Here is a 25763-nt window from a genome sequence, read left to right on the forward strand (position 1 = left end):
CGGCCACGGCGTCGACCGGGGCGTCGGCGGACTTCACGAGGACGAGCTGGGCGCTGGCCGTGGTCGACGTGCTGGTCGTGTCGGTCGCCGAGACGACGCGGGTCCCGCCCGGGGTCGTGGCGACGGCGGACGCCGCGTTGTCGACCGTCCCGGCGTCCACGTCGGCCTGGGTGATCGTGTACGTGGCGCCGCAGGTGGCGGTGGCGCCCGGGGCGAGGGTCTCGACGTCGCAGACCGCCGCGGCGGCGACGCGCGAGTCGTCGACGGCCAGGGCCGTCAGGGTCACCGCGCCCGTGTTCCGGACGACGAACGTGTAGCGGATGGTGTCGCCCGCGTCGATCCGCCGGTCGCGGTTCACGTCCACCGGGGCCCCGGCCGACTTGTCGAGGGTCAGGGTCGCCGCGCCCGCGGTGGGCGTGGTCACCGTGACCGGGGCGGAGCCGGTGGTGCCCCCGGTCGGCGTGGTGCCGGTCGCCGTGGCCGTGCTCGTCGCCGCGCCCGCGTCGACCTCGGCCTGGGTGATGGCGCGCGTGGTGGTGCAGGTGACCTGCTCGCCGGGCAGCAGGGTCGTGCGCGGGCAGACCACGGGGCCGGCCGCCGTCTCGACCACCCCGACCCCGGTGAGCGTGACCGCCCCGGTGTTGGTCAGCACCGCGGTGTAGGTGACGGTGTCGCCCGCGTTCGTGCGCCCGTCGCCGTCCACGTCGACGGGGGTGCCGGCCGTGAAGGCCAGCGTCAGCGTCGAGGCGCCCGAGGTGCGCGTGGTGGTCGTGGCGGGCGCCGACGTGAGGAGCTGGCCCTCGGGCGTACGGGCGGAGGCCGTCGCCCGGTTGACCACGGCGCCGGCGTCCACCTCCGCCTGGGTGATCGTGTGCGGCGCCGCCGTGCAGACGGTGGTCAGACCCGGGGCCAGCGCGTCCGCCGGGCAGGTGACCGTGCCGACCATCGGGTCGTCGACGGTCACGGCGCTCAGGGTGGCGGTGCCCGTGTTGGTGACCGCGAAGCCGTACGTGACCCGGTCGCCGGCGTCGACCCGGCCGTCGCCGTCGACGTCGACCGGCGTGCCCGCCGTCTTGTCGAGCCGCAGGGAGCCCGAGCCGACGGTGGCGGTCGTGGTCGAGTCCGGCGGGGAGACGACGTCCGCGCCCGCCGGGTCGGTGCCGACCGCGGTGGCGGTGTTCGTGAGGGCGCCGGCGTCGACGTCGGCCTGGCCGATCGTCGCCTCGGCCGTGCAGGTGGCCTGCGCCCCCGGCGCCAGCGTGCGCACGTCGCAGTCGACGGTGCCGGTGGTCCGCGCGTCCCGCACGCCCACCCCGGTCAGGGTCTGGGTGCCCTCGTTGCGGACCACGAAGGTGTAGGGCACCCGGTCCCCCGCGCCGATCCGGCCGTCGCCGTCGACGTCCCGCGGCGCGCCCGCGGTCTTGTCGAGGGTCAGGTCGGCCAGGACGGTCGTCGGCGTGGTCGTGGAGTCGGTCGCCGTCGGCACCGGTGCGCCGGTCGGGTCCGTGCCCGTCACGGTCGCCGTGTTGGGCACGCTGCCGGCGTCCACGTCGGCCTGGGTGATCGTGTAGGTCGCGGTGCACGTCGCCGAACCACCGGAACCCAGCGGGCCGGTCGCGCACGGCAGCCGGTCGTCCGCGGCGGGGTCGCCGAGGAGCGGGTCGCGCAGCACGACGTCGGCGACCGTGCGGGCGCCGGTGCTGGTCACCACGAAGGTGTAGGTGATCTGGTCACCGGCGTCGACCCGGCCGTCGGCGTTCGCGTCGGCCGGCGTGCCCGCCTGCTTGTCGAGGGCGAGGCTCGCCGTGGTCGCCGTCCGGGTGGTGACGGTCTCCCGGTCCGAGGGGACCGGGGCGCCCGCGGTGTCGGTGCCGGCCGCGGTGGCGGAGACGACCACGGAACCGGCGTCCACGTCGGCCTGCGTGATCGCGTACGTCACCAGACAGGTCGTGCTGCCGGCCGGGGCCAGGGTCGTCGTCGGGCAGCTGGCCGTCACCGGGGCCGCCCCCGGGAACGTCACCGCCGCCGCCAGCCCGGTGAGGGTGCGGGTGCCGTCATTCGAGAGCACGACGCGGTAGGTGATGGTGTCGCCGACGTCGACCAGCCCGTCGCCGTTCACGTCGGTGGGCGTGCCCGCCACCAGGGCGAGGTCGAGGACCGAGGTCGTGGTCACGGCGGTCGACGTCGTGTCGGGCTCGGAGACGACCGCACGGCCCCGCGGGTCGTCGGCCGCCGCCCGCGCGGAGTTGTCCACGGTCCCGGCGTCGACGTCGGTCTGGGTCAGGACGTAGGTCGCGGTGCAGGTGGTGGACGCCCCCGGAGCCAGCGTGGTCGCCGGGCAGGCCGGGCCGGCGGGGATGCGGGCGTCCCGCACGGCCACGCCGGTCAGGGTGACCGCGCCGGTGTTCGTGACGAGGAAGGAGTACGGCAGCCGGTCGCCCGCCTCGACCCGGCCGTCCTGGTCGACGTCGACCAGGTCCCCGGCGCGCTTGTCCACGGTCAGGGTGGCCACCGCGCTCGTCGGGGTGCTGGTGCTGCTCGGGGCCGACACGACGGGCTGGTTCGTCGGGTCGACGCCGCGGGCCACGGCGGTGTTGCGCACGACGCCGGCGTCGACCTCGGCCTGGGTGACGGTGTGCGTGCCGGTGCAGGTGGTCGCGGCCCCCTCGCCGAGCGTGGTGGCCGGGCAGACGGCCGGGGCGTCCAGCCGGTCGTCGTCGACCACCAGGGTGGAGACGGTCACCGTGCCGACGTTGGTGACCGCGAAGGCGTACGGCACCACGTCGCCGGCGTCGAGCCGGCCGTCCGCGTCCACGTCGGTGCTCGGGCCCGCGGTCTTGACCAGGCTCAGGCCCTGCACGCCGACCACCGGCGTGACCGTCGAGTCGGGCTGCGAGGTCACGGTGGTGCCGTCGGGCCGCCGGGCGGTCACGGTCGCGGTGTTCCCGACGACGCCGGCGTCCACGTCGGCCTGGGTGATCGTGTACGTCGCCGCGCAGCTCGTGCTCCGGCCCGGCAGCAGCGTCGTCGTGCCGCAGGGGGCGTCGACCAGCGGGTCCACCACCGCGAGGAAGGTCACGCTCTGGGCGCCGGTGTTCGTGACGACGAAGGTGTACGCGACGGTGTCGCCGGCGTCGACCCGGCCGTCGCCGTCGACGTCGACCGGCGCACCGGCCTGCTTGTCGACGGACAGCGCCGCGCTCGTCGAGGTCGGGGTGGTGGTGCTCGAGGCGTTCGAGGTCACGGTCGCCCCGGCCGGAGACGTGGCCGTGGCGGTGGCCGTGTTGCGCACGCTGCCGGCGTCGACGTCGTCCTGGGTGACCGTGTACGGCGCGGTGCAGACGACGCTCGCGCCGGGCGCCAGCGGGCCGGCCGGGCAGGCCGCCGCCGCGGCCAGCCGGTCGTCGCGCACGGCGGGAGCCGTGAGGGTGACGGCGCCCGTGTTGGTGAGGGCGAAGCGGTAGTCGACCCGGTCGCCGGCGTCGGTCCGCCCGTCGCCGTCGAGGTCGACCGGCGCCCCGGCCGTCTTGACCAGGGCCAGGGTGGCGACCGCGGAGGTCGGGGTGGTCGTGCTCGACGGGCCCGAGGTCACGGGCGCGCCAGCGGGGTCGGTGCCGGCGGCGGTCGCCGTGTTGCGGATCGTGCCGGCGTCCACGTCGGCCTGCGTGATCGTGTACGTCGCGGTGCAGGTGGTCGAGGCGCCCGGCGCCAGGGTGGTCGACGGGCAGGTCGCCGCCGCGGTCAGCCGCGGGTCGTTCACGGCGACCCCGCGCACGGTCAGGGCGCCCGTGTTGGTGACGCGGAAGGCGTACGCGACGGTGTCGCCGGCGTCGGTCCGACCGTCCGCGTCCACGTCCACCGGGGCGCCGGCCGTCTTGAGGAGCGTCAGCGCCGCGGCGGCGACCAGGGGCGTGGTGGTCGTGTCGGGCGCGGAGGTCAGCGTGGTCCCGTCGGGCCGGCGCAGGCTCGCCGTGGCGGTGTTCAGCACCGCGCCCGCGTCGACGTCGGCCTGGGTGACGACGTAGGTCGCGGTGCAGCTGACGACCGCCCCCGGCGCGAGCGGCCCGGTCGGGCAGGCGGGGCTGACGAGGCTGTCCGTGACGCGGAGCGGCGTCAGGGTCTGCGCGCCGGTGTTCGTCACGACGAACGTGTAGGCGATGGTGTCGCCGGCGTCCGTCCGCCCGTCGGCGTTCGCGTCGACCGGCGCCGCCGCCTGCTTGTCGAACGTCACGCTCGTCGCCGTGGACGTCGTGGTGACCGCGCTCGAGCTGGCGGAGAGGACGGCCGCGCCCCGGGGGTCGATGGCCCGTGCGGTGGCGGTGTTGCGCACCGAACCGGCGTCGACGTCGGCCTGCGTGAGCGTGTAGACGGCCGTGCAGCTGGTGCCCGCGCCCGGGGCGAGGGCCGTGACCGGGCAGGTCGCCCCGCCCGGGATGCGGGCGTCGAGGACGGTCAGGCCCGTCACCGACTGCACGCCGGTGTTCGTCACCGCGAACCGGTAGGCGACGGTGTCGCCGGCGTCCGTGCGGCCGTCGGCGTTCACGTCGACCGGGGCGGCCGCGGTCTTGACCAGCGCCAGCGCGACGACCGTGCTGGTCGGGGTGGCCGTGCTGTCCGGGTCGGAGGTGGTGGTGGCCCCGGCCGGGGTGCGGCCGCTCACCGTCGCCGTGTTGGTCACGGCGCCGGCGTCCACGTCGGCCTGGGTGATCGTGTACGACGCGGTGCAGGTGGTCGAGGCCCGCGGCGCGAGCGTCGTGGCCGGGCAGGTCGCTCCCCCGGCGACCCGGCTGTCGGCCACGGCCACGCCGGTCAGCGTCACGTCGCCGGTGTTGGTGACGACGAAGGTGAAGGGCACCCGGTCGCCGGCCGCGATCCGGCCGTCGCCGTCGCGGTCGACCGGCGTCCCGGCCTGCTTGTCCAGGGTCAGGACCGAGGTGGTGCTGGTCGGGGTGCTGGTGCTCGAGGCGGCCGAGCCGACGGCGGCACCCGTCGGGGTGCGGCCGGCCGCCGTCGCGGTGTTGGCCACCGCGCCCGCGTCCACGTCGGCCTGGGTGATCACGTACGTGGCCGTGCAGGTGGTGCTCGCGCCCGGCGCCAGCGTGGTGGCCGGGCAGGCCGCGGCGACCTTCGGGTCCACGACCGCGACGGCGTTCAGGGTCACCGCGCCGGTGTTCGTGATCAGGAACCCGTACGCGACCGTGTCGCCCGCGTCCGTCCGGCCGTTCGCGTCCGCGTCCACCGGCGCCGCCGCGGTCTTGGTCAGGGTCAGCGTCGCGGCCGTGCTCGTCGGGGTGCTGGTCGTCGAGACCGGCGAGGTGACGGCGCTGCCGCGCGGGTCACGGGCGGTGGCCGTGGCGGCGTTGTCCACCGCACCGGCGTCCACGTCGGCCTGGGTGATCGTGTACGTCGCGGTGCAGGTGGTCCCGGCCCGCGGGGCCAGCGTCGTGGTCGCACAGCTGGCGGACGCCACCTTCGCGTCGGCGACGGCCAGCCCGGTCAGCGTCGTGGTGCCCGCGTTGGTGACGGCGAAGCCGTAGGTGATCGTGTCCCCCGCGTCGACCCGGCGGTCGCCGTTCACGTCGACCGGCGTGCCGGCGGTCTTGCGCAGCGTGAGCGCGGACGCCCCCGCGGTCGGCGTGCTGGTGCTCGCGTCCGGCGAGGTCACGGCGTCGCCGCCCGGGTCGGTGCCGGTGGCCCGCGCGGTGTTCGCCACGGAACCGGCGTCGACGTCGGCCTGCGTGATCGCGTAGGTCACGCGGCAGGTGGTGGAGGCGCCGGGTGCGAGCGTGCGCGTCGGGCAGGTGACCGGGCCGACCTTGGGGTCGACGACCGAGATCCCCGCGACGGTGACCGTCCCCGGGTTGGTCACGGTGAACGTGTAGGCGATGGTGTCGCCCGCCTCGGTCCGGCCGTCGGCGTCGGCGTCGGTCGGGGCCCCGGCGGTCTTGGTGAACCCGAGCGCCGCGGCCGTGGCGAGCGGCGTCGACGTGGCGGCCGTCGCCGAGGTCACCGCGGTGCCGGTGGGGGTGCTGCCGGTCGCGCGGGCGGTGTTGTCGTGCCGGCCGCGGTCGAGGTCGGCCTGCGTGAGCACGTAGGTCCCGACACAGGTGGTGCTCTGGCCCGGGGCCAGCGTGACCGGGGTGCAGGCGGGCAGCTGGGCGTCGGCGGCCGCCACCCCGGTGAGGGTCAGCGCACCCGTGTTGGTGGTGACCAGCGTGAAGGTGATCGTGTCGCCGGCGTCGATCCGGCTCGAGCCGTTGGCGTCGACCGGGCGGCCCGCGGTCTTGGTCAGCCCGAGGGTCGCGGCGGTGGAGGTCGCGGTCCGGGTGCTCGACGCGGGCGAGGTGACGGCCGCCCCGTTCGGCGCGGTGGCCGTCGCGGTGGCGGTGTTGGTGACCGCTCCGGTGTCCACGTCGGCCTGGCTCACCGGGTAGGTCGCGGTGCAGGTGGTCGTCGCCCCCGGCGCCAGGGTCGCGACCGGGCAGACGACGGGCGTCCCGACGGTCGGGTCGTCCACGGCCACGTCGCGCAGCGTCGTCGCGCCGCCGTTGGTGACGGCAAAGGAGAACGTGATGCGGTCGCCGGCGTCGACGCGGCCGTCGCCGTTGACGTCCACGGGGGTGCCCGCCGTCTTCACCAGGGTCAGCGCCGCGGTGGTCGCCGTCGGCGTGGCCGTGGACGAGCTGTTCGAGGTCACCGTGGCGCCGCCCGGGGCGCGCGCCGTCAGCGTGGCGGTGTTGGCGACCGCGCCGGCGTCGACGTCGGCCTGGGTGATCGCGTACGCGGCGGTCGTGGTGCAGGTGGTGCCGGCCCCCGGCGCGAGCGTCGTGGTCGGGCAGGTCGTGGCCCCGACCTTCGGGTCCGCCACGGCCAGGTCCGTCAGGGTCCGGGCGCCCGTGTTGGTGGCCCGGAAGGAGAAGCCGATCCGGTCACCGGCGTCGACGCGGCCGTCGCCGTCGGCGTCGACGGGGGCGCCGGCCGTCTTGGTCAGGCTCAGCGTGGCCAGCGTGGACGTGGGCGTGGAGGTCGTGGAGACGGTCGAGGCGACCGCGGAACCGGCCGGGTTGCGCCCGGTGGCGGTGGCGCTGTTGGCGACCGCGCCCGCGTCGACGTCGGCCTGGGTGATCACGTACGGCGCGACGGTGGTGCAGGTGGTGGTCGCCCCGGGCGCGAGCGTGGTCGCCGGGCAGGTCGTGGCCCCGGCCTTCGGGTCCGCGATCGCCACCGCGCTGATCGTCACCGCGCCGGTGTTCGTGACGGCGAAGGAGTACCCGAGCCGGTCCCCGGCGTCGACCCGGCCGTTCGCGTTCACGTCGACCGGTGCCCCGGCGGTCTTGACCAGGCCGAGGCCGGTGAGCGTCGTGGTGGGGGTCGAGGTCGCGTCGCTGGCCGAGGTCACGGTCGTGCCGGTGGGCCCGCGGCCCGTCACCGTCGCGGTGTTGTCGACGCTGCCCGCGTCCACGTCGGCCTGCCGCACGGTCGTGGTGCCGGTGCAGGTGGTCGTCGCCCCCGGGGCGAGCGTGGTGACGACGCAGGTCGCGCCGACCCGGGCGTCGACCACGGTGACGTTCGTCAGGGTCTGCGCGCCGGTGCTCGTGACCGTGAACGTGTAGGGCACGCGGTCACCCGCGTTGGTGCGGCCGTCGGCGTCGACGTCGACCGGGGTGCCCGCCGTCTTGTCGAGCAGCAGGCCGCTCGCCGTGCTGGTCGGCGTGGTCGTCGAGGACGCGGGCGAGGTGACGGCTGCGCCGGCCGGGGTGCGGGCGACGACGGTCGCGGTGTTGGTCACGCCGCCCGCGTCGACGTCGGCCTGGGTGATCACGTACGGCGCGGTCGTGGTGCAGGTGGTGCTCGCCCCCGGGGCCAGCGTGGTCGTGGGGCAGCTGGTGGCCCCGACCTTCGCGTCCACCACGGCCAGCGCGGTGAGGGTCTGCGCCCCGGTGTTGGTCGCGAGGAAGGCGTACGAGACCCGGTCGCCCGCGTCGACACGTCCGTCGGCGTCCACGTCGACCGGGGCCCCCGCGCTCTTGCGCAGGGTCAGGGTCGCGGTGGTGGCCGTGGGCGTCGAGGTCGAGGAGGCGTTCGAGGTGATGGTCGTCCCGGCGGGGCTGCGCCCGGCGGCCGTGGCGGTGTTGGCGACGGCACCGGAGTCGACGTCGGCCTGCGTGATCGCGTACGGCGCCGTCGTCGTGCAGGTGGTCCTCGCCCCCGGCGCCAGGGTGGTCGCCGGGCAGGTCGTGGTGCCGACCTTCGCGTCCGTGATCGCCACCGCGGAGACGGTCTGCGCGCCGGTGTTGGTGACCAGGAAGGCGTAGGCGATCCGGTCGCCGGCGTCGGTGCGGCCGTTCGCGTCCGCGTCCGTGGGCGTGCCCGCCGTCTTGGTCAGGCTGAGCGTCGCCGCGGTCGAGGTCGGCGTGGACGTCGACGAGGCGTTCGAGGTGACGGTGGCGCCGGTCGGCGTGCGTCCGGTCACGGTGGCGGTGTTGGCGACCGCGCCGGCGTCGACGTCGGCCTGGGTGATCGTGTACGGCGTCGTCGTCGTGCAGGTCGTGGTGGCGCCCGGGGCCAGCGTCGTGGTCGGGCAGCTGGCGGCACCCACCTTCGCGTCGACCACGGCGAGGCTGGTGATCGTCACCGCGCCGGTGCTGGTCACGGCGAAGGAGTAGCCGACCCGGTCGCCGGCGTCGACGCGGCCGTCGGCGTTCGTGTCGGCCGGCGTGCCGGCGGTCTTGACCAGGGCGAGCGTGGCCGTCGTCGAGGTCGGGGTCGCCGTGGCGGAGACGTTCGAGCCGACCGTCGTGCCCGTCGGCGTGCGCCCGGTGGCCGTGGCGCTGTTGGCCACGCTGCCGGCGTCGACGTCGGCCTGCGTGACGGTGTACGGCGTGGTCGTGGTGCACGTGGTGCTCTGCCCCGGTGCCAGCGTGACGGCCGGGCAGGTCGTGCCGCCCACCTTCGGGTCGACCACCGCGACGCCGGTCAGGGTCACCGCGCCGGTGTTGGTGACGGCGAAGGCGTAGCCGATGCGGTCGCCGGCGTCCGTCCGGCCGTTGCCGTTGGTGTCCGTCGGCGCGCCCGCGGTCTTGGTCAGGGTGAGCGTGGCCGTCGTCGAGGTCGGGGTCGAGGTGCTCGAGGCGTTCGAGGTCGCGGTGGCGCCGGCCGGGGTGCGGGCGGTCACCGTGGCGGTGTTGGCCACGGCACCGGCGTCGACGTCGGCCTGGGTGATCGTGTACGGCGCGGTCGTGGTGCAGGTGGTGCCCGCACCCGGCGCGAGCGTCGTCGCCGCACAGCTGGTCGCGCCGACCTTCGGGTCCACGACCGTCAGCGCGGTGAGGGTCTGCGTCCCGGTGTTGCCGACCGCGAACGTGTAGGCGACGCGGTCACCCGCGTCGACGCGGCCGTCGGCGTTCGTGTCGGCCGGGGCGCCGGCGGTCTTGGTGAGCGAGAGCGTGGACAGGGTGCTGACGCCGGTGCTGGTGCTGTCGGGGCTCGAGGTCACCGCGGTGCCGTCGGGGCGCCGCGCGGTGCCGGAGGCCGTGTTGTCGACGGTCCCGGCGTCGACGTCGGCCTGGGTGATCGTGTACGTCGCGGTGCAGGTGGTGACCGCTCCCGGGGCCAGCGTCGTGGTCGGGCAGCCCGCGGTGACCCGACTGTCGGCGACGGCCACCGAGGTCAGCGTCACCGCGCCGGTGTTTGTCAGGACGAACGAGTAGGCGACGCGGTCCCCGGCGTCGGTCCGCCCGTCGCCGTCCACGTCGACCGGGGTGCCGGCCGTCTTGTCGAGCCGCAGCGTGGCGACCGTGCTGGTCGGGGTGGCGGTGGTCGAGGCGTTCGACACCAGCCGGACGTTGGCCGGGTTGCGGCCGGTGGCGGTGGCGCTGTTGTTGACGCTGCCGGCGTCGACGTCGGCCTGGGTGATCGTGTAGGGCGCGGTCGTCGTGCAGCTGGTGCTGGCGCCGGGGGCCAGCGTGGTGGCCGGGCAGGTCGTCGCCCCCACCTTGGCGTCGACGATCGCGACCGTCGAGACGGTCTGCAGGCCGGTGTTGGTGACGGCGAACGTGTAGCCCAGCCGGTCGCCCGCGTCGGTCCGGCCGTTCGCGTTCACGTCCACCGGGGCGCCGGCGGTCTTGGTCAGGGAGATCGTGGCCAGCGTCGTGGTCGGGGTACTGGTCGACGAGGCGTTGGACGTGACCGTGGCCCCGGCCGGGCTGCGCCCGGACACCGTGGCCGTGTTGGTGACCGCGCCCGCGTCGACGTCGGCCTGCGTGACGGCGTACGCGGTCGTCGTCGTGCAGGTCGTGCTGGCGCCGGGGGCGAGCGTCGTGGCCGGGCAGGTGGTCGGTCCGACCTTGGCGTCGGCGACGGTCACGGCGGAGACCGTCTGCGCGCCGGTGTTGGTGACGAGGAACGCGTAGGCGATCCGGTCGCCCACGTCGGTCCGGCCGTCCGCGTTGGCGTCGACCGGCGTCCCCGCGCTCTTGGTCAGGCTGAGCGTTGCGGTCGTGGAGGTCGGCGTGGAGGTCGACGAGGCGTTGGACGTCACGACCGCGCCCGCGGGGTTGCGGCCGGTGACGGTGGCCGTGTTGGCCACCGCGCCGGCGTCGACGTCGGCCTGGGTGATCGTGTACGGCGCGGTGGTCGTGCAGGTGGTGCCCGCCCCGGGGGCCAGCGTCGTGGCCAGGCAGGACGTGGCGCCGACCTTCGGGTCGACGACGGCGAGCCCGCTGATGGTCTGGACGCCGGTGCTCGTCACGGCGAAGGAGTAGGTGAGGCGGTCGCCGGCGTCCACCCGCCCGCTGGCGTTGGTGTCGGTCGGAGCGCTCGCCGACTTCACGAGCTGCAGCGCGGCGGCCGTCGAGGTCGACGAGGTGGTGGTGTCGCCGTTCGAGGTGATCGTCGTGCCGTCGGGGCGCCGGGCGCTCGCCGTGGCCGTGTTCGTCGCCGCGCCCGCGTCGACCTGGGCCTGCGTGATCGTGGCGGTGCCCGTGCAGGTGCTGGTCTGGCCGGGCGCCAGCGTGGTGGCCGAGCAGGTGGCGCCGACCCGGCTGTCGTTCACCGCGAGCACGGTCAGGGTCACGGCGCCCGTGTTGGTGGCCGTGAAGCGGTAGGTGATCGTGTCGCCGGCGTCCGTGCGCCCGTTGCCGTTCACGTCGGTCGGCGCGGCGGCCGACTTGTCGAAGAGCAGGCTCGCCGCCGTGCTCGTCGGCGTGGCCGTCGACGACGCGTTCGAGGTGACGGTGACGCCCGCCGGGCTGCGCCCGGTCACCCGCGCGGTGTTCGCGACCGCGCCGGCGTCGACGTCGGCCTGGGTGATCACGTACGGCGCCGTCGTCGTGCAGGTGGTGCCCGCCCCCGGCGCCAGCGTCGTCACCGCGCAGGTCGTCGCCCCGACCCTGGGGTCGGCCACGGCCAGCCCCGTGACGGTCTGCGCACCGGTGTTCCGGACCGCGAAGGTGTAGGGCAGGGAGTCCCCGGCGTCGACCCGGGCGTTCGTGTTGGTGTCCGCCACGGTCCCGGCGCTCTTGACCAGGGCCAGCGTCGTCGCGGTCGACGTCGGCGTGGACGTGGCGTCGGAGTTCGAGGTGATCAGGGTCCCCAGCGGGCCCCGCGCCGTCGCCGTCGCCAGGTTGTCCACGGAACCCGAGTCGACGTCGTCCTGCGTGACCACGTACGGCGTCGTGGTGGTGCAGGTCGTCGTGGCGTTCGGCGCCAGGCTGGTCACGGGGCAGCTCGTCGCCCCCACCGTGGCGTCGTCGATCGCCAGCGTGCCGATCGTCTGCAGGCCCTGGTTCGTGACCACGAACGTGTACGCCACGGTGTCGCCGGCGTCGACCCGCCCGCTCGTGTTCACGTCGACCGGGGCGCCCGCGACCTTGTCGAGCAGGATCCGGCGCAGCGTGCTCGTCGGGGTGGACGTGGACGACGCGTTCGAGGTGACCGTCGCCCCGCCCGGGGCCGTGCCCGTCGCCGTCGCCGTGTTGTCGACCGTCCGGGCGTCCGCGTCGGCCTGCGTGATCACGTACGGGCTGCTCGTCGTGCAGGTGGTCGACGCCCCCGGCGCGAGCGTCGTCGCCACGCAGGTCGTCGCCCCCGCCTTGGCGTCGACGATCCGCACCCCGGTGAGGGTCTGCGCGCCGGTGTTCGTCACGGCGAAGCGGTAGGCGATGGTGTCGCCCGTCGCGACGTAGCCGTCGCCGTTCACGTCGACCGGGGCCCCGGCCGACTTCGTCAGGCTCAGGGTGCGCACGGTGGACGTCGGCGTCGTGGTCGACGAGGCGTTCGAGGTCGCGGTCGCCCCCGCCGGCGTCCGGCCGGAGACGGTCGCGGTGTTGCGCACGGTCCCGGCGTCCACGTCGGCCTGGGTGATCGTGTACGGCGCGGTCGTCGTGCACGTGGTGACGTCGCCGGGGGCCAGCGTGGTGGCCGGGCAGCCGGTGGCGCCGACCTTGGCGTCGAGGACGGCGAGGCCGGTGAGGGTGACCGGCCCGGTGTTCGTCGTCTCGAAGCTGTAGCTGATCCGGTCGCCCGCGTCGACCCGGCCGTTGCCGTTCACGTCGGCGGGGGTGCTCGCGGACTTGGTCAGCGACAGCGTCCCCGTGGTGGCGGTCGGCACGCTCGCGCTCGAGCTCGGCGAGGTGACGGTCGCGCCCGCCGGCGTCCGCGCGGTGACGGCGGCGGTGTTGGCGACCGCGCCGGCGTCGACGTCGGCCTGGGTGATCGTGTACGGGGCGGACGTGGTGCAGGTCGTCGCGGCGCCCGGCGCCAGGGTGGTCGCGGGGCAGGTGGTCGCGCCGACCTTCGGGTCGACGACGGCCAGGGCCGTGAGCGTCACCGCGCCCGTGTTCGTCGCCCGGAAGCTGTAGGCGACGCGGTCCCCGGCGTCGGTCAGGCGGTTGGCGTTGACGTCGGTCGGCGTGCCCGCCGACTTCGTCAGCGTCAGCGCGGCGAGGGTGCTGGTCGGGGTCGACGTCGACGAGGCGTTCGAGGTGACGGTGTCGCCGGCCGGGTTGCGCCCGGTCACCCGCGCGGTGTTCGCGACCGCACCGGCGTCGACGTCGGCCTGGGTGATCGTGTACGGCGCCGTCGTCGTGCAGGTCGTCGTCGCGCCCGGCGCCAGCGTCGTCGCCGGGCACGTCGTCGCGCCGACCTTGGCGTCGACCACGGTCACCACGGTGATCGTCTGCGCGCCCGTGTTCCGCACGGCGAACGCGTAGCCCAGCCGGTCCCCGGCGTCGACGCGGCCGTTCGTGTTGACGTCGGTGACCGCGCCGGCGGTCTTGACCAGCGCCAGCGTCGTGGCCGTCGAGGTCGGGGTGGACGTCGCGTCGGAGTTCGACGTGATCAGGCTGCCGAACGGCGCCCGCGTCGTCGCCGCCGCCACGTTCTCCACCGAACCCGCGTCCACGTCGGCCTGCGTGATCACGTACGGGCTGCTCGTCGCGCAGGTCGTGCTCGCCGCCGGCGCCAGCGTCGTCACCGGGCACGTCGTCGCGCCGACCTTGGCGTCCTCGATGGTCAGCGTGCGCAGCGTCTGCAGGCCGGTGTTCGTGACGAGGAACGTGTAGCCGATCGTGTCGCCCGCGTCGACCCGGCCGCTCGTGTTCGCGTCGACCGGGGTGCCGGCGACCTTGTCGAGCGACAGCTGCCGCAGCGAGCTCGTCGGCGTGGACGTCGACGACGCGTTCGACGTGACCGTCGCCCCGCCCGGCGCCGTGCCCGACGCGGTCGCCGTGTTGTCCACCGTGCGGGCGTCCGCGTCGACCTGGGTGATCACGTACGGGCTGCTGGTCGTGCAGGTCGTCGAGGCGTTCGGCGCCAGCGTCGTCGTCACGCAGGTCGTCGGGCCGACCTTGCCGTCCGTGATCCGCAGGCCGGTGAGGGTCTGCGCACCCGTGTTCGTCACCGCGAACCGGTAGGCGATCGTGTCGCCGGCGGCGACGTAGCCGTCCCCGTTGGTGTCCACCGGCGCCCCGGCCGACTTGGTCAGGCTGAGCGTGGACGTCGTCGCGGTCGAGGTCGAGGTGACGGAGGCGTTGGACGTCACCGGGGTCCCCGCCGGGGTGCGTCCGGTCGCCGTCGCCGTGTTGTTCACCGCGCCCGCGTCGACGTCGCCCTGCGTGATCACGTACGGCGCAGTCGTCGTGCAGGTCGTCGTCGCTCCCGGAGCGAGCGTGGTCGCCGGGCAGGTCGTCGGGCCGACCTTGGCGTCCACGATCGCCACCGAGGAGATCGTCTGGACGCCGTCGTTGGAGACCAGGAAGTTGTAGGTGATCCGGTCACCGGCGTCGACCCGGCCGTTGCCGTTCACGTCGACCGGGTTGCTCGCCATCTTCATCAGCGACAGCACCGCCGTGGTGCCGGTCGACGTCGTGGTCGTGTCGGTGTTGGAGGTGATCCGGGTGCCGTCGGGCCGGGCGGCGCTGGCGCTCGCCGTGTTGCTCACGGCGCCGGCGTCGACCTGGGCCTGCGTCACGGTGGCGGTGCCCGTGCAGGTGCTGGTGGCCCCCGGCGCGATCGTGGTCGCCGTGCAGGTCGCGCTCACCCGGTTGTCGAGCACGGTGAGCAGGTTGAGGGTCACGGCGCCGGTGTTCCGGGCGGTGAACGTGTAGGGGATCCGGTCATCGGCGTCCACCGCGCCGTTGCCGTTGACGTCGGTCGGCGTCCCCGCGCTCTTGTCGAACTGCAGGCTCGCGAGCGTGCTGGTCGGGGTGTTCGTCGACGAGGCGTTCGAGGTGACGGTCGTGCCCGCCGGGTTGCGCCCGGTCACCCGCGCGGTGTTGGCCACGCCGCCGGCGTCCACGTCGGCCTGCGTGATCGTGTACGGCGCGGTCGTCGTGCAGGTGGTGCCCGCCCGCGGGGCGAGGGTGGTCGCGGCGCAGGTCGTCGCGCCGACCTTCGGGTCGACGACGGCCAGGCCGGTGACCGTCTGCGCACCGGTGTTGGTCACGGCGAACGTGTACCCCAGCCGGTCCCCCGCGTCGACGCGGGCGTTCGTGTTGACGTCGGTGACGGCCCCGGCGCTCTTGACCAGCGCCAGCGTCGTCGCGGTCGACGTCGGGGTGGACGTCGCGTCCGAGCTCGACGTGATCAGGCTCCCGAACGGCGCTCGGCTCGTCGCCGTGGCCACGTTGTCCACCGAACCCGCGTCGACGTCGGCCTGCGTGATCACGTACGGGCTGCTCGTCGCGCACGTCGTGCTCGCCGCCGGCGCGAGCGTGGTGACCGGGCACGTCGTCGCACCGACCTTGGCGTCCTGGATCGCCAGGGTCGTCAGCGTCTGGAGGCCCGTGTTGGTGACGACGAACGTGTAGGCGATCGTGTCGCCCGCGTCGACCCGGCCGCTGCCGTTCACGTCGACCGGCGCACCCGCGACCTTGTCGAGCGACAGCTGCCGCAGCGAGCTCGTCGGCGTGCTGGTGGTGGAGGCGTTCGACGTGACCGCCGCCCCGCCCGGGGCCGTCGCGGTGGCGGTCGCCGTGTTGTCGACGGTCCGGGCGTCGGAGTCGGCCTGCGTGATGACGTACGGGGCGGTGGTCGTGCAGGTCGTGGACGCGCCGGGGGCGAGCGTCGTCGCCGGGCACGACGTCGCGCCCACCTTGCCGTCGACGATCCGCAGGCCCGTCAGCGTCTGCACGCCCGTGTTGGTCACGGCGAACCGGTAGGCGATCGTGTCGCCCGCCGCGACGTAGCCGTCGCCGTTGGTGTCCACCGGGGTCGCGGCCGACTTCGTCAGGCTCAGGGTCGACGCCGTCGCGGTCGCGGTCGACGTCGCCGACGCGTTCGAGGTCACCCGCGTGCCGCCCGGCGTCCGCCCGGTCGCCGTGGCCGTGTTGTTCACCGCGCCGGCGTCGACGTCACCCTGCGTGATCACGTACGGCGTGGTCGTCGTGCAGGTCGTCGTCGCCCCCGGGGCGAGCGTGGTCGCCGGGCAGGTCGTGGCCCCGACCTTGGCGTCGACGATCGCGACCGTGGAGATCGTCTGCACGCCGTCGTTGGAGACGCCGAAGCCGTAGGTGATCCGGTCGCCCGCGTCGACCCGGCCGTTGCCGTTCACGTCGACCGGGTTGCTCGCCGTCTTCGTCAGCGTGAGCACGGCCGTCGTCGAGGTCGGCACCGACACGCTCGAGCCCGCCGACGAGACCGGCGCCCCCGCGGGCGTCCGGGCCGTCACCGTCGCGGTGTTGGCGACCGCGCCGGCGTCGACGTCGGCCTGCGTGATCGTGTACGGGACGGACGTCGTGCAGGTCGTCGTCGCGCCCGGCGCCAGCGTCGTCGCCGGGCAGGACGTCGCCCCGACCTTCGGGTCGACGACGGCCAGCCCGGTGAGCGTCACCGCACCCGTGTTCGTGGCCCGGAAGCTGTAGGTCACCTGGTCGCCGGCGTCGGTCGCCCCGTTGCCGTTCACGTCGGTCGGCGTCCCCGCCGACTTGACGAGCGTCAGGGTGGAGACGGTCGACGTGGGCGTCGTCGTCGAGGAGGCGTTCGAGGCGACGGCGACGTTCGCGGGGGTGCGGCCCGCGGCCGTGGCGGTGTTGACGACGGCGCCCGCGTCGACGTCCGCCTGCGTGATCACGTAGGGGGCGACCGTGGTGCAGGTGGTCGAGGCGGCGGGGGCCAGCGTCGTGGTCGGGCAGGTGGTGGCCCCGGCCTTGGCGTCGGTGACCGCGACGCCGGTGAGCGTCAGCGACCCCGTGTTCGTGACGGCGAAGCCGTAGGCGATCCGGTCACCGGCGTCGACCCGACCGTCGGCGTTCACGTCGGTCGGCGTGCCCGCCGTCTTGACCAGCCCGAGCGTCGCCGCGGCCGAGGCCTGGACGGCGGTGGAGGCGGCGTTCGAGGTGATCGTCGCGCCGGCGGGGTTGCGCCCCCGCGCGGTCGCGGTGTTGCTCACCGCGCCGGAGTCGACGTCGGCCTGGGTGATCACGTACGCGGTGCTCGTCGTGCAGGTGGTCGTGGCCCCCGGCGCCAGCGTGGTCGCGAGGCAGGTCGTCCCCCCGACCTTGCCGTCCACGATGCTCAGCGCGGTGATCGTCTGCGCGCCGGTGCTCGTCACGCCGAACGTGTAGCCGACCCGGTCGCCCGCGTCGACGCGGCCGTTGCCGTTCACGTCCGTCGGGGTGCCGGCGGTCTTGGTGAGGGCCAGCGTGGCCGCCGTGGAGGTCGGCGTCGACGTCGAGGAGGCGTTGGACGTGACGGGCGTGCCGCCGGGGGTCCGGGCCGTCGCGGACGCGGTGTTGGCCACGGCCCCGCCGTCCACGTCGGCCTGGGTGATGACGTACGGCGCGGTCGTGGTGCAGGTCGTCGAGGCGCCCGGCGCGAGCGTGGTCGTCGGGCAGCTGGTCGCGCCGACCTTGGCGTCGGTGATCGCGACGTTCGTGAGCGTCACCGCACCGGTGTTGGTGACCAGGAAGGAGTAGGCCACGCGGTCCCCCGCGTCGATCCGGCCGTCGGCGTCCACGTCGACCGGCGTGCCCGCGCTCTTGGTGAGCGTGAGCGTGGAAACCGTCGAGGTGGGGGTGGACGTCGAAGCGGCGTTCGACGTGGTCGTGGCCGTGCCCGCGACGTTCCGGGCGGTGGCCGTCGCGGTGTTCGTGACGGCGCCGGCGTCCACGTCGGCCTGCGTGACCGTGTAGGGCGCGGTCGTCGTGCAGGTGGTCGTCGCCCCCGGGGTCAGGGAGGTCGCCGCGCAGGTGGTGGCCCCGACCTTGGCGTCGACGATGGCCAGCCCGTTCGCCGACACGGCGCCCGTGTTGGTGACCGTGAAGGTGTAGCCGATCCGGTCGCCGGCGTCCGTGCGGCCGTTGGCGTTGACGTCGGTCGGGGCGGAGGCGGTCTTGGCCAGGCTCAGGCTGAGGACCTGCGAGGTCGGCGTGGTGGTCGTGGACGCGTTCGAGGTGACGGCCGTCCCCGCGGGGTTGCGCGCGGTCACCGTCGCCGTGTTGACCACCGCGCCGCCGTTCACGTCGGTCTGCGTGATCGCGTACGGGGTGGTCGTCGTGCAGGTGGTGGTCGCGCCCGGCGCGAGCGTGGTCGCCGGGCAGGTCGTCGCGCCGACCTTGGCGTCCACGACGGCGACGTTGGTCAGGGTCTGCGCGCCGGTGTTCGTGACGGCGAAGGAGTAGGCGATCCGGTCGCCCGCGTCGACCCGGCCGTTGCCGTTCGTGTCGGCCGGGGTGCCCGCGGTCTTGGTCAGGGTCAGGGTCGACGCGGTGGAGGTCGGCGTGGCCGTGGACGCCGCGTTGGAGGTCACGGCGGTCCCGGTCGGGGTCCGCCCGGCGGCGGTCGCGGTGTTGGCGACCGACCCGGCGTCCACGTCGGCCTGCGTGATCACGTACGGCGCCGTGGTCGTGCAGGTGGTGCTCGCCCCGGGCGCCAGCGTCGTCGCCGGGCAGCTCGTGGTCCCGGCCTTGGGGTCGGCCACGGCGACCCCGGTGAGGGTCAGCGCCCCGGTGTTGGTGACCCCGAAGGCGTACGTCACGGTGTCGCCCGCGTCGACCCGGCCGTTCGTGTTGGCGTCGACGGGCGTCCCGGCCGTCTTGGTCAGGGCGAGCGTGGCGACGGTCGAGGTGGGCGTCGTCGTGCTCGAGGCGTTCGAGGTCACCGCGGCGCCGGCCGGGGTGCGCGCGGCGGCGGTGGCCGTGTTGTTCACGGCGCCCGCGTCCACGTCGGCCTGGGTGATGACGTACGGCGCCGACGTGGTGCAGGTGGTGCTCGCGCCCGGGGCCAGCGTGGTCGCGGGGCAGCTCGTGGCCCCGACCTTCGCGTCGGCGATCGCCACGTTCGTCAGGGTCTGCGCACCCGTGTTGGTGACCAGGAAGGAGTAGGCGACCCGGTCACCGGCGTCGACCCGCCCGCTGGCGTTGGTGTCGGTCGGCGTGCCGGCGCTCTTGGTGAGGACCAGGGTCGTGATGGTCGAGGTCGGCGTCGCGGTGGAGGACGCGTTCGAGGAGACGGCGGTCCCGGCCGGGTTGCGCGCGGCCGCGGTGGCGGTGTTGGTGACGGCGCCGGCGTCGACGTCGGCCTGGGTCACCGTGTACGGGGTCGTGGTGGTGCAGGTGGTGACCGCGCCCGGGGCCAGCGTCGTCGCCGCGCAGGTGGTCGCGCCGACCTTCGCGTCGACGATCGCCACGTTCGTCAGGGTCTGCGCGCCCGTGCTCGTGACGGTGAAGGTGAAGCCGATCCGGTCCCCGGCGTCCACCCGGCCGTTGCCGTTCACGTCGTTCGGGGTGCCCGCCCGCTTGGTCAGGCTCAGCGTCGCGGTGGTGGCCGTCGGCGTCGAGGTGCTCGACGCGTTGGAGGTGACCGTCGCGCCCGCCGGGTTGCGCCCGGTCGCGGTGGCGGTGTTGGCCACGGTGCCGGCGTCGACGTCCGCCTGCGTGATCGTGTAGGCGGCCGTCGTCGTGCAGGTGGTGCTCGCGCCCGCGGCCAGCGTGGTCACCGGGCAGGTCGTCGCCCCGACCTTGGCGTCCACGATCGCGACGCCGCTGACGGTCTGGGTGCCGGTGGCGGTGACGAGGAAGGTGTAGCCGATCCGGTCGCCGGCGTCCGTACGGCCGTTGCCGTTGGCGTCGACCGGTGCGCCGGCCGTCTTGGTCAGGGTCAGCGCGGAGGTGCTCGTGGTCGGCGTCGCGGTGGAGGCGGCGTTGGAGGTGACCGTGCCGGCCGCGGGGTTGCGCGCGGTCGCGGTCGCGGTGTTGGTCACCGCGCCGGCGTCGACGTCGGCCTGGGTGATCGCGTAGGCCGCGGTCGTCGTGCAGGTGGTGCTCGCGCCGGGGGCGAGCGAGGTCGCGACGCAGGTGGTCGCGCCGACCTTCGGGTCCACGATCGCGACGTTCGTCAGGGTCTGCGCGCCGGTGCTCGTGACCGTGAACGTGTAGCCGACCCGGTCGCCGGTGCCCGTGCGGCCGTCGTTGTCGACGTCCACCGGGGTGCCGGCGGTCTTGGTCAGGGTCAGCGTGGCCGTCGTGGAGGTCGGGGTCGACGTGCTCGAGCTCGCCGAGGTCACCACCGCGCCGGCCGGGTTCCGACCGGTCGCGGTCGCCGTGTTCGTGACGACGCCGGCGTCGACGTCGGCCTGGGTGATCACGTACGGCGCCGTCGTCGTGCAGGTGGTGCTCGCGCCCGGCGCCAGCGTGGTCGCCGGGCAGGTGGTGGCCCCGACCTTCGCGTCGGCGATCGCGACGCCGCTGATGGTCACCGACCCGGTGTTGGTCACGAGGAACGTGTAGGGCACCCGGTCGCCGGCGTCGACCCGGCCGTTGGTGTTCACGTCGGTGGGGGCGCCCGCCGCCTTGGTCAGGCTCAGGGTCGCGACCGCGGACACCTGGGTCGCGGTGGAGGAGGCGTTCGAGGTGACCGTGGCGCCGCCGGGCGTCCGGGCCGTCACGGTCGCGGTGTTGTTCACGGCGCCGGCATCGACGTCGGCCTGGGTGATCGTGTAGGGGGCGCTCGTGGTGCAGGTCGTGCTCGCGCCCGGCGCCAGCGTCGTGACCGGGCAGCTGGTCGCCCCGACCTTCGCGTCGACGACCGCGACCGTCGACAGGGTCACCGCGCCGGTGTTCGTCACGGCGAAGGCGTAGGCCACCCGGTCCCCCGCGTCGACCCGGCCGTTGCCGTTCACGTCGGTCGGCGTGCCCGCGGTCTTGACCAGCGCGAGCGTCGCGACGCTCGAGGTCGTGGTGGCGGTGGACGACGCGTTCGAGGTGACCGCCGCACCGGTCGGGCCGACGCCCGTCGCCGTGGCGGTGTTGCTGACGGCGCCGCTGTTCACGTCGGCCTGGGTGATCGTGTAGGGCGCGGTGGTCGTGCAGGTGGTGCTCGCGCCCGGCGCCAGCGTCGTGACCGGGCAGCTGGTCGCGCCGACCTTGGCGTCGCTGATCGCCACGCCGGTGATGGTCCGGACGCCGGTGTTCGTGACCAGGAACGTGTAGCCGACCCGGTCGCCCGCGTCGACCCGGCCGTTCGCGTTGGGGTCGGTCGGCGTGCCGGCGGTCTTGGTGAGGCCAAGCGTGGTGACCGTCGAGGTCGGGGTGGACGTGCTCGCCGGGCTCGAGGTGCGCAGGACGTTGTTCGGGTCGCGGCCGCTCACGGTGGCGGTGTTCGCGACGGTCCCGGCGTCGACGTCGGCCTGCGTGACGACGTACGACGCGGCCGGCGTGCAGGTCGTCGCCGCCCCGGGGGCCAGCGTGGTCGCCGCGCAGGTGATCGCCGAGGTGAGGCGCGAGTCGGCCACCGCTACGTTGCGCAGGGTCAGCGAGCCGGTGTTCGTGGCGCGGAAGGTGTAGGCGATGGTGTCGCCCGCGTCCACGCGGCCGTTCGTGTTGACGTCGACCGGCGTGCCCGCGGTCTTGGTCAGCGCGATCGTGGCGACGAGGTCGGTCTGCGTGGCGGTGGAGTCGCTGTTCGAGGTGACCGTCGTGCCGGCCGGCGACTGGCCGGTCGCCGTCGCGGTGTTGGTCACCGAGCCGGCGTCCACGTCGGCCTGCGTGATCGTCGAGGTGCCGGTGCACGTGGTGCTCGCGCCGGAGGCGAGCGTCGTGGCCGGGCAGCTGACGCTCATCCGGGGGTCGGCGACGGCCACGGTCCGGACGGTCTGCGTACCGGTGTTGGTGACGAGGAAGCTGAACGTGATCCGGTCGCCCGCGTCGATCCGGTTGTTGGTGTTCACGTCGACCGGGACGCCCGCCGACTTGTTGAGCCGGAGCGAGGCGATCGCCGTCGTCGGGGTGCTCACGGTGGCGGCGTTCGACGCGACGGCCGCGCCGTTCGGGGCCACGGCCGACGCGCCGGCGGTGTTGGCGACCGCGCCGGCGTCGACGTCGGCCTGGGTGATCGTGTAGGCGCCGCTCGTGCAGGAGGTCGAGGCGCCCGGGGCCAGCGTGGTCGAGGTGCAGGTGACCGCACCGACCTTCGCGTCGTTGACGACCACGCCGGTCAGGGTGAGCGCCCCCGCGTTCGTGACGGTGAAGGCGTACGAGACGCGGTCCCCGACGTCGGTCCGGCCGTTGCCGTTGACGTCGACCGGCGTGCCCGCGGTCTTGGTCAGGGTCAGCGTCGTGACCGTGCTGGTCGGCGTCGCCGTCGCCGCGGCGTTCGAGGTGACCGTCGTGCCCGCCGGGTTGCGGCCGGTCACGGTGGCGGTGTTGTTCACCGCGCCGGCGTCGACGTCGGCCTGGGTGATCGTGTACGCGGTCGTCGTCGTGCAGGTGGTGCTCGCGCCCGCCGCCAGCGAGGAGGCCACGCAGGTGGTCGGGCCGACCTTCGCGTCGGCGACGGCCAGCGTGGAGACCGTCACCGTGCCCGTGTTGGTGACGCCGAAGGTGTAGGCGATCCGGTCCCCGGCGTCGACCCGACCGTTGGTGTTCGTGTCGGTGGGGGCGCCGGCCGACTTGGTGAGCGCGAGGCTCGAGACCTGGGTGGTCGGGGTCGAGGTGGTCGAGGCCGCCGAGGTGACCAGCGTGCCCTGGGCGGTGCGCGCCGTCGCCGTCGCTGAGTTGTTGACCGTGCCGGCGTCGACGTCCGCCTGCGTGATCGTGTACGGGTTCGTCGTCGTGCAGGTGGTGGTCGCCCCCGGCGCCAGCGTGGTCGTCGGGCAGGTGGTGGCGCCGACCTTGCCGTCGACGATGGCCAGCCCGGTGAGCGTCGAGGTGCCGCTGTTGCGGACGGCGAAGCCGTAGGCGATGCGGTCGCCGGTGTCGACCCGGCCGTTGCCGTTCGGGTCGGTCGGCGTGCCCGCGGTCTTGGTGAGCACCAGCGTGGACGTCGGGTTGGCCGTGACCGTGACGCTGTCCGTCGCCGAGCTCACCGCCCCCACCACCGACGAGCCGGCGGCGCGCGCGGTGTTGCGGAAGGAGGTGCCGTCGACGTCGGCCTGGGTGGCGGTGTAGGTCGCGGTGCAGGTCACCGACGCGCCCGGCGCCAGGGACGCGGCGCCGGCGGGGCAGCTCGGCGTCGGGGCGGTCCCGGTGCCGGTGAAGGCCGACTCGGTGACCGCGATCCCGGTGACCGTCGCCGTGCCGGTATTCGTCACGAGGTAGCTGTAGGTCACGACCTGGCCCGCCGCGGTCACCGTGCTGCGGCTGGCCGTCTTGGCCAGCGTCAGGGTCGCGGTCAGCGGGGTGTCGGTGTAGGTGCAGACGACGTTGGCCGGGTTGGCCGTGCCGGTGGGGATCGTCACGCTCGAGCCGGTCACCGCCACGTTCGCGTTGCCGTTGGCGGTGTCCACGCAGCCGAGCGTCTGGTTGTAGGTCGTGAGGCTGCCGCTCGCCGCCGTCTGGGCCAGGGTGTACGTCCGGCCCTGGACGCCGGCGATCGGTCCCGCCAGCTCTCCCGGGTCGCCCTGGACGCCGGTGTCCGTGCCGGTGGTCGTGCCGGTGTTGCCCGAGCTGAGGCCGTTGCCGCTGATCGTCTGGGTGAACTGGTCGGTAGCGTTCACCCGCCCCGCGACGTTCGCCCGCAGGGTGAGCACGGGCGGGTAGCTGCAGTCGGCCGCGTCGACCGTGTTGCCCGTGCCGCCGGTCAGGGCCGTGGTCGACACGGTCGCCCCCGAGTTCGGGTCGACCTTCACCAGGGACCCGGCGGTCCCGGTGTTCGTGGTCAGGTAGAGGAAGCCGTCGCCGTCGAAGGTGACGCCGTTGAAGCTCGAACCCGTCGGCAGCGTGGTGAGGACGGTGACGGGCAGCGAGCCCGTCCCCGCGGTGGTGGGGACGGTCTGCTTGAGGATGCCCAGCTGGGTGCTGCCGTCCGTGGTGCCGGAGGCGACCGCGTACAGCCGGCCCTGGCCGTCGAAGGTGATGTCGCCGTTGCCGCCCGCGGTGCCGAAGCCGTTGATGGTGCCGACCCGCCCGATCGCCGACCCGTTCGTCCCCGCGGACGGGTCGAAACCGTAGAGGTCGAAGCTCCCCGTGTTGGGCGAGACGGAGACGTAGTAGACGCCGGTCACAGGGTTGACCGCCCCACCGACCGCGGTGCCGGCCGTGCTGGCGGTGCCGGCCGAGAAGCTCGTCGTGGCCCCGGTGGTCAGGTCCAGCCGGCTGAAGGTCACCGCGGCCCCCGCCGTGACCGTCGACGTCGCCGAGTAGGCGAACCGGCCGTCGGCGCTGATGGCCAGGGCGTTGTTCGTGGTGCCGGGGAAGTCGCCCAGCTGGGTGCGCGCGCCCGTCCCGGTGGCGACCGACCACACCTCGCCGGTGGCGCTCAGGGTGGCCACGACCCCCGTCACGCAGGACAGCGCCGGCAGCGCGTTCACGGCGAGGGTCGTCGCCGCGGGGGCGTTCAGCCCGTTCAGAGTGGTGAAGGCCGTGGGTGCGTCGACGGTCGTGCCCGGCGTCCGCGACGTGACGTCGACGGTGACGGTGCACGAGGTCGCGTTCGCCGCGAGCGAGCCGGTGAAGGTCAGCGAGGTCGACCCGGCGGTGTTGCCGGTGGCGATCGGGGTGCCGGTGCAGGTGGTCGCGTAGTTCGGCGTCGCCGCCACGGTCAGGCCCGCCGGGAGCGCGTTGGTGAAGGAGAAGGCGTTCTTGGCGAGCAGGTCGGTGGTGTTGGTGATCGTGTAGGTCAGCGTCGAGGTGCCGCCGCTGTTGATGGTGCTCGGGCTGAACGCCACGTCGAGCTGCGGGGTGACGTCGAGGATCTGCAGGTCGTCGATCGCGCCGTCGTTGCCGTTCCCGGTGACGGTGGTGTTGAGCACGCGGACCCCGACGGAGCTGCCGGCGTACAGGGCGGGGGCGCTGGTGAACGTCCCCCGGCTGGTCCCGTTCAGGATGCTCGAGCCGCTGCAGGCGTTCTGCGTCCCCGGGATCGACGTCGCCGCACCGTTCTGGTCGAGGTAGGCGAACTGCAGGACCGGCGGGGTCGTCCCGACGTTGGTGCAGTTGATCGCCGCGTAGTTGACCTTGAACGCCAGGTACCGGTTGGGCCCGGACAGCGTGCGCGGCGCGACCGTCGACAGCTCGTTCGTGCTGGTCGAGTCGGCCGCCTCGGTGTAGGCGGTGACGGCGTGGTTCGTGTTGTTCGGCGACGTCCCGTTCTGGGCGCCGAGCAGGGTCGCCAGGGTCCGCAGGTTGGGGTAGACGTTGGCGGCGCAGTTGTTGTTCGTCGTGCTGGTCGCGGTGCTCGTGCCGCTGAGGACGATGCCGTTGCAGGAGGTCAGCCAGTACGGGGCGGCCGTGTAGCGCTGACCGCCCGCGCCGACGTACTGGTCGACCGGGGTGGACCCGGTGCCCTGACCCAGCTCGAAGGTCTCGTTGAGGACGGTCGCCGGCGCCTGCGCGACCCCGGGCGTGCCGGGGGCCGCGACGGCCGGGGTGGGTGCGGCGATCGGGACGCCGAGCGCGAGGGCGGCCGCGAGCAGGGTGAGCACGACCAGCGACGCCGTGGGACGTCGCAGCCTCTCGACCGTGCTGAACGGCGGGCGCCGCACTGCGCTCCGGGCCATGCACCCTCTCCGACAGGGATGTCGTCGGGGACCGGCCCGGGGAGGGGGGTCCACGACCTGCGTGGTCGTCCTCGACCGGGTGGTCGAGGACACAGGTCCCCCCGGACCCGCGAACGGCAGCCCGAGGGCTGCCGGAGATCGCTCGTTACGAGCGAGGACGATAATAATACGCACCGGTCAAGCCGTCCGAAAATCGGCCGATCTGGCGCAGGTCGACGGAGGTATCAGCGGCCGCCGCCCTGGCTCTTGAGGTCCGGGACGCGCGGACCGGCCGGTGACGGGGAGTCGGCCGGGACGCGCTCCCCCGCTCGCGGGCAGGTCGGAGGAGCTC

1 pseudogene is annotated in these 25763 nt (G+C 74.5%); it reads right to left on the reverse strand.

The features are described 5' to 3' along the window. Positions 1 to 25432, reverse strand: a pseudogene (locus tag ABD665_RS21690) (DUF7507 domain-containing protein); the annotation flags it as partial. Positions 25433 to 25763: the final 331 nt, after the last annotated feature.

This window comes from Microlunatus spumicola (genome assembly GCF_039536445.1).
GTDB lineage: Bacteria > Actinomycetota > Actinomycetes > Propionibacteriales > Propionibacteriaceae > Microlunatus > Microlunatus spumicola.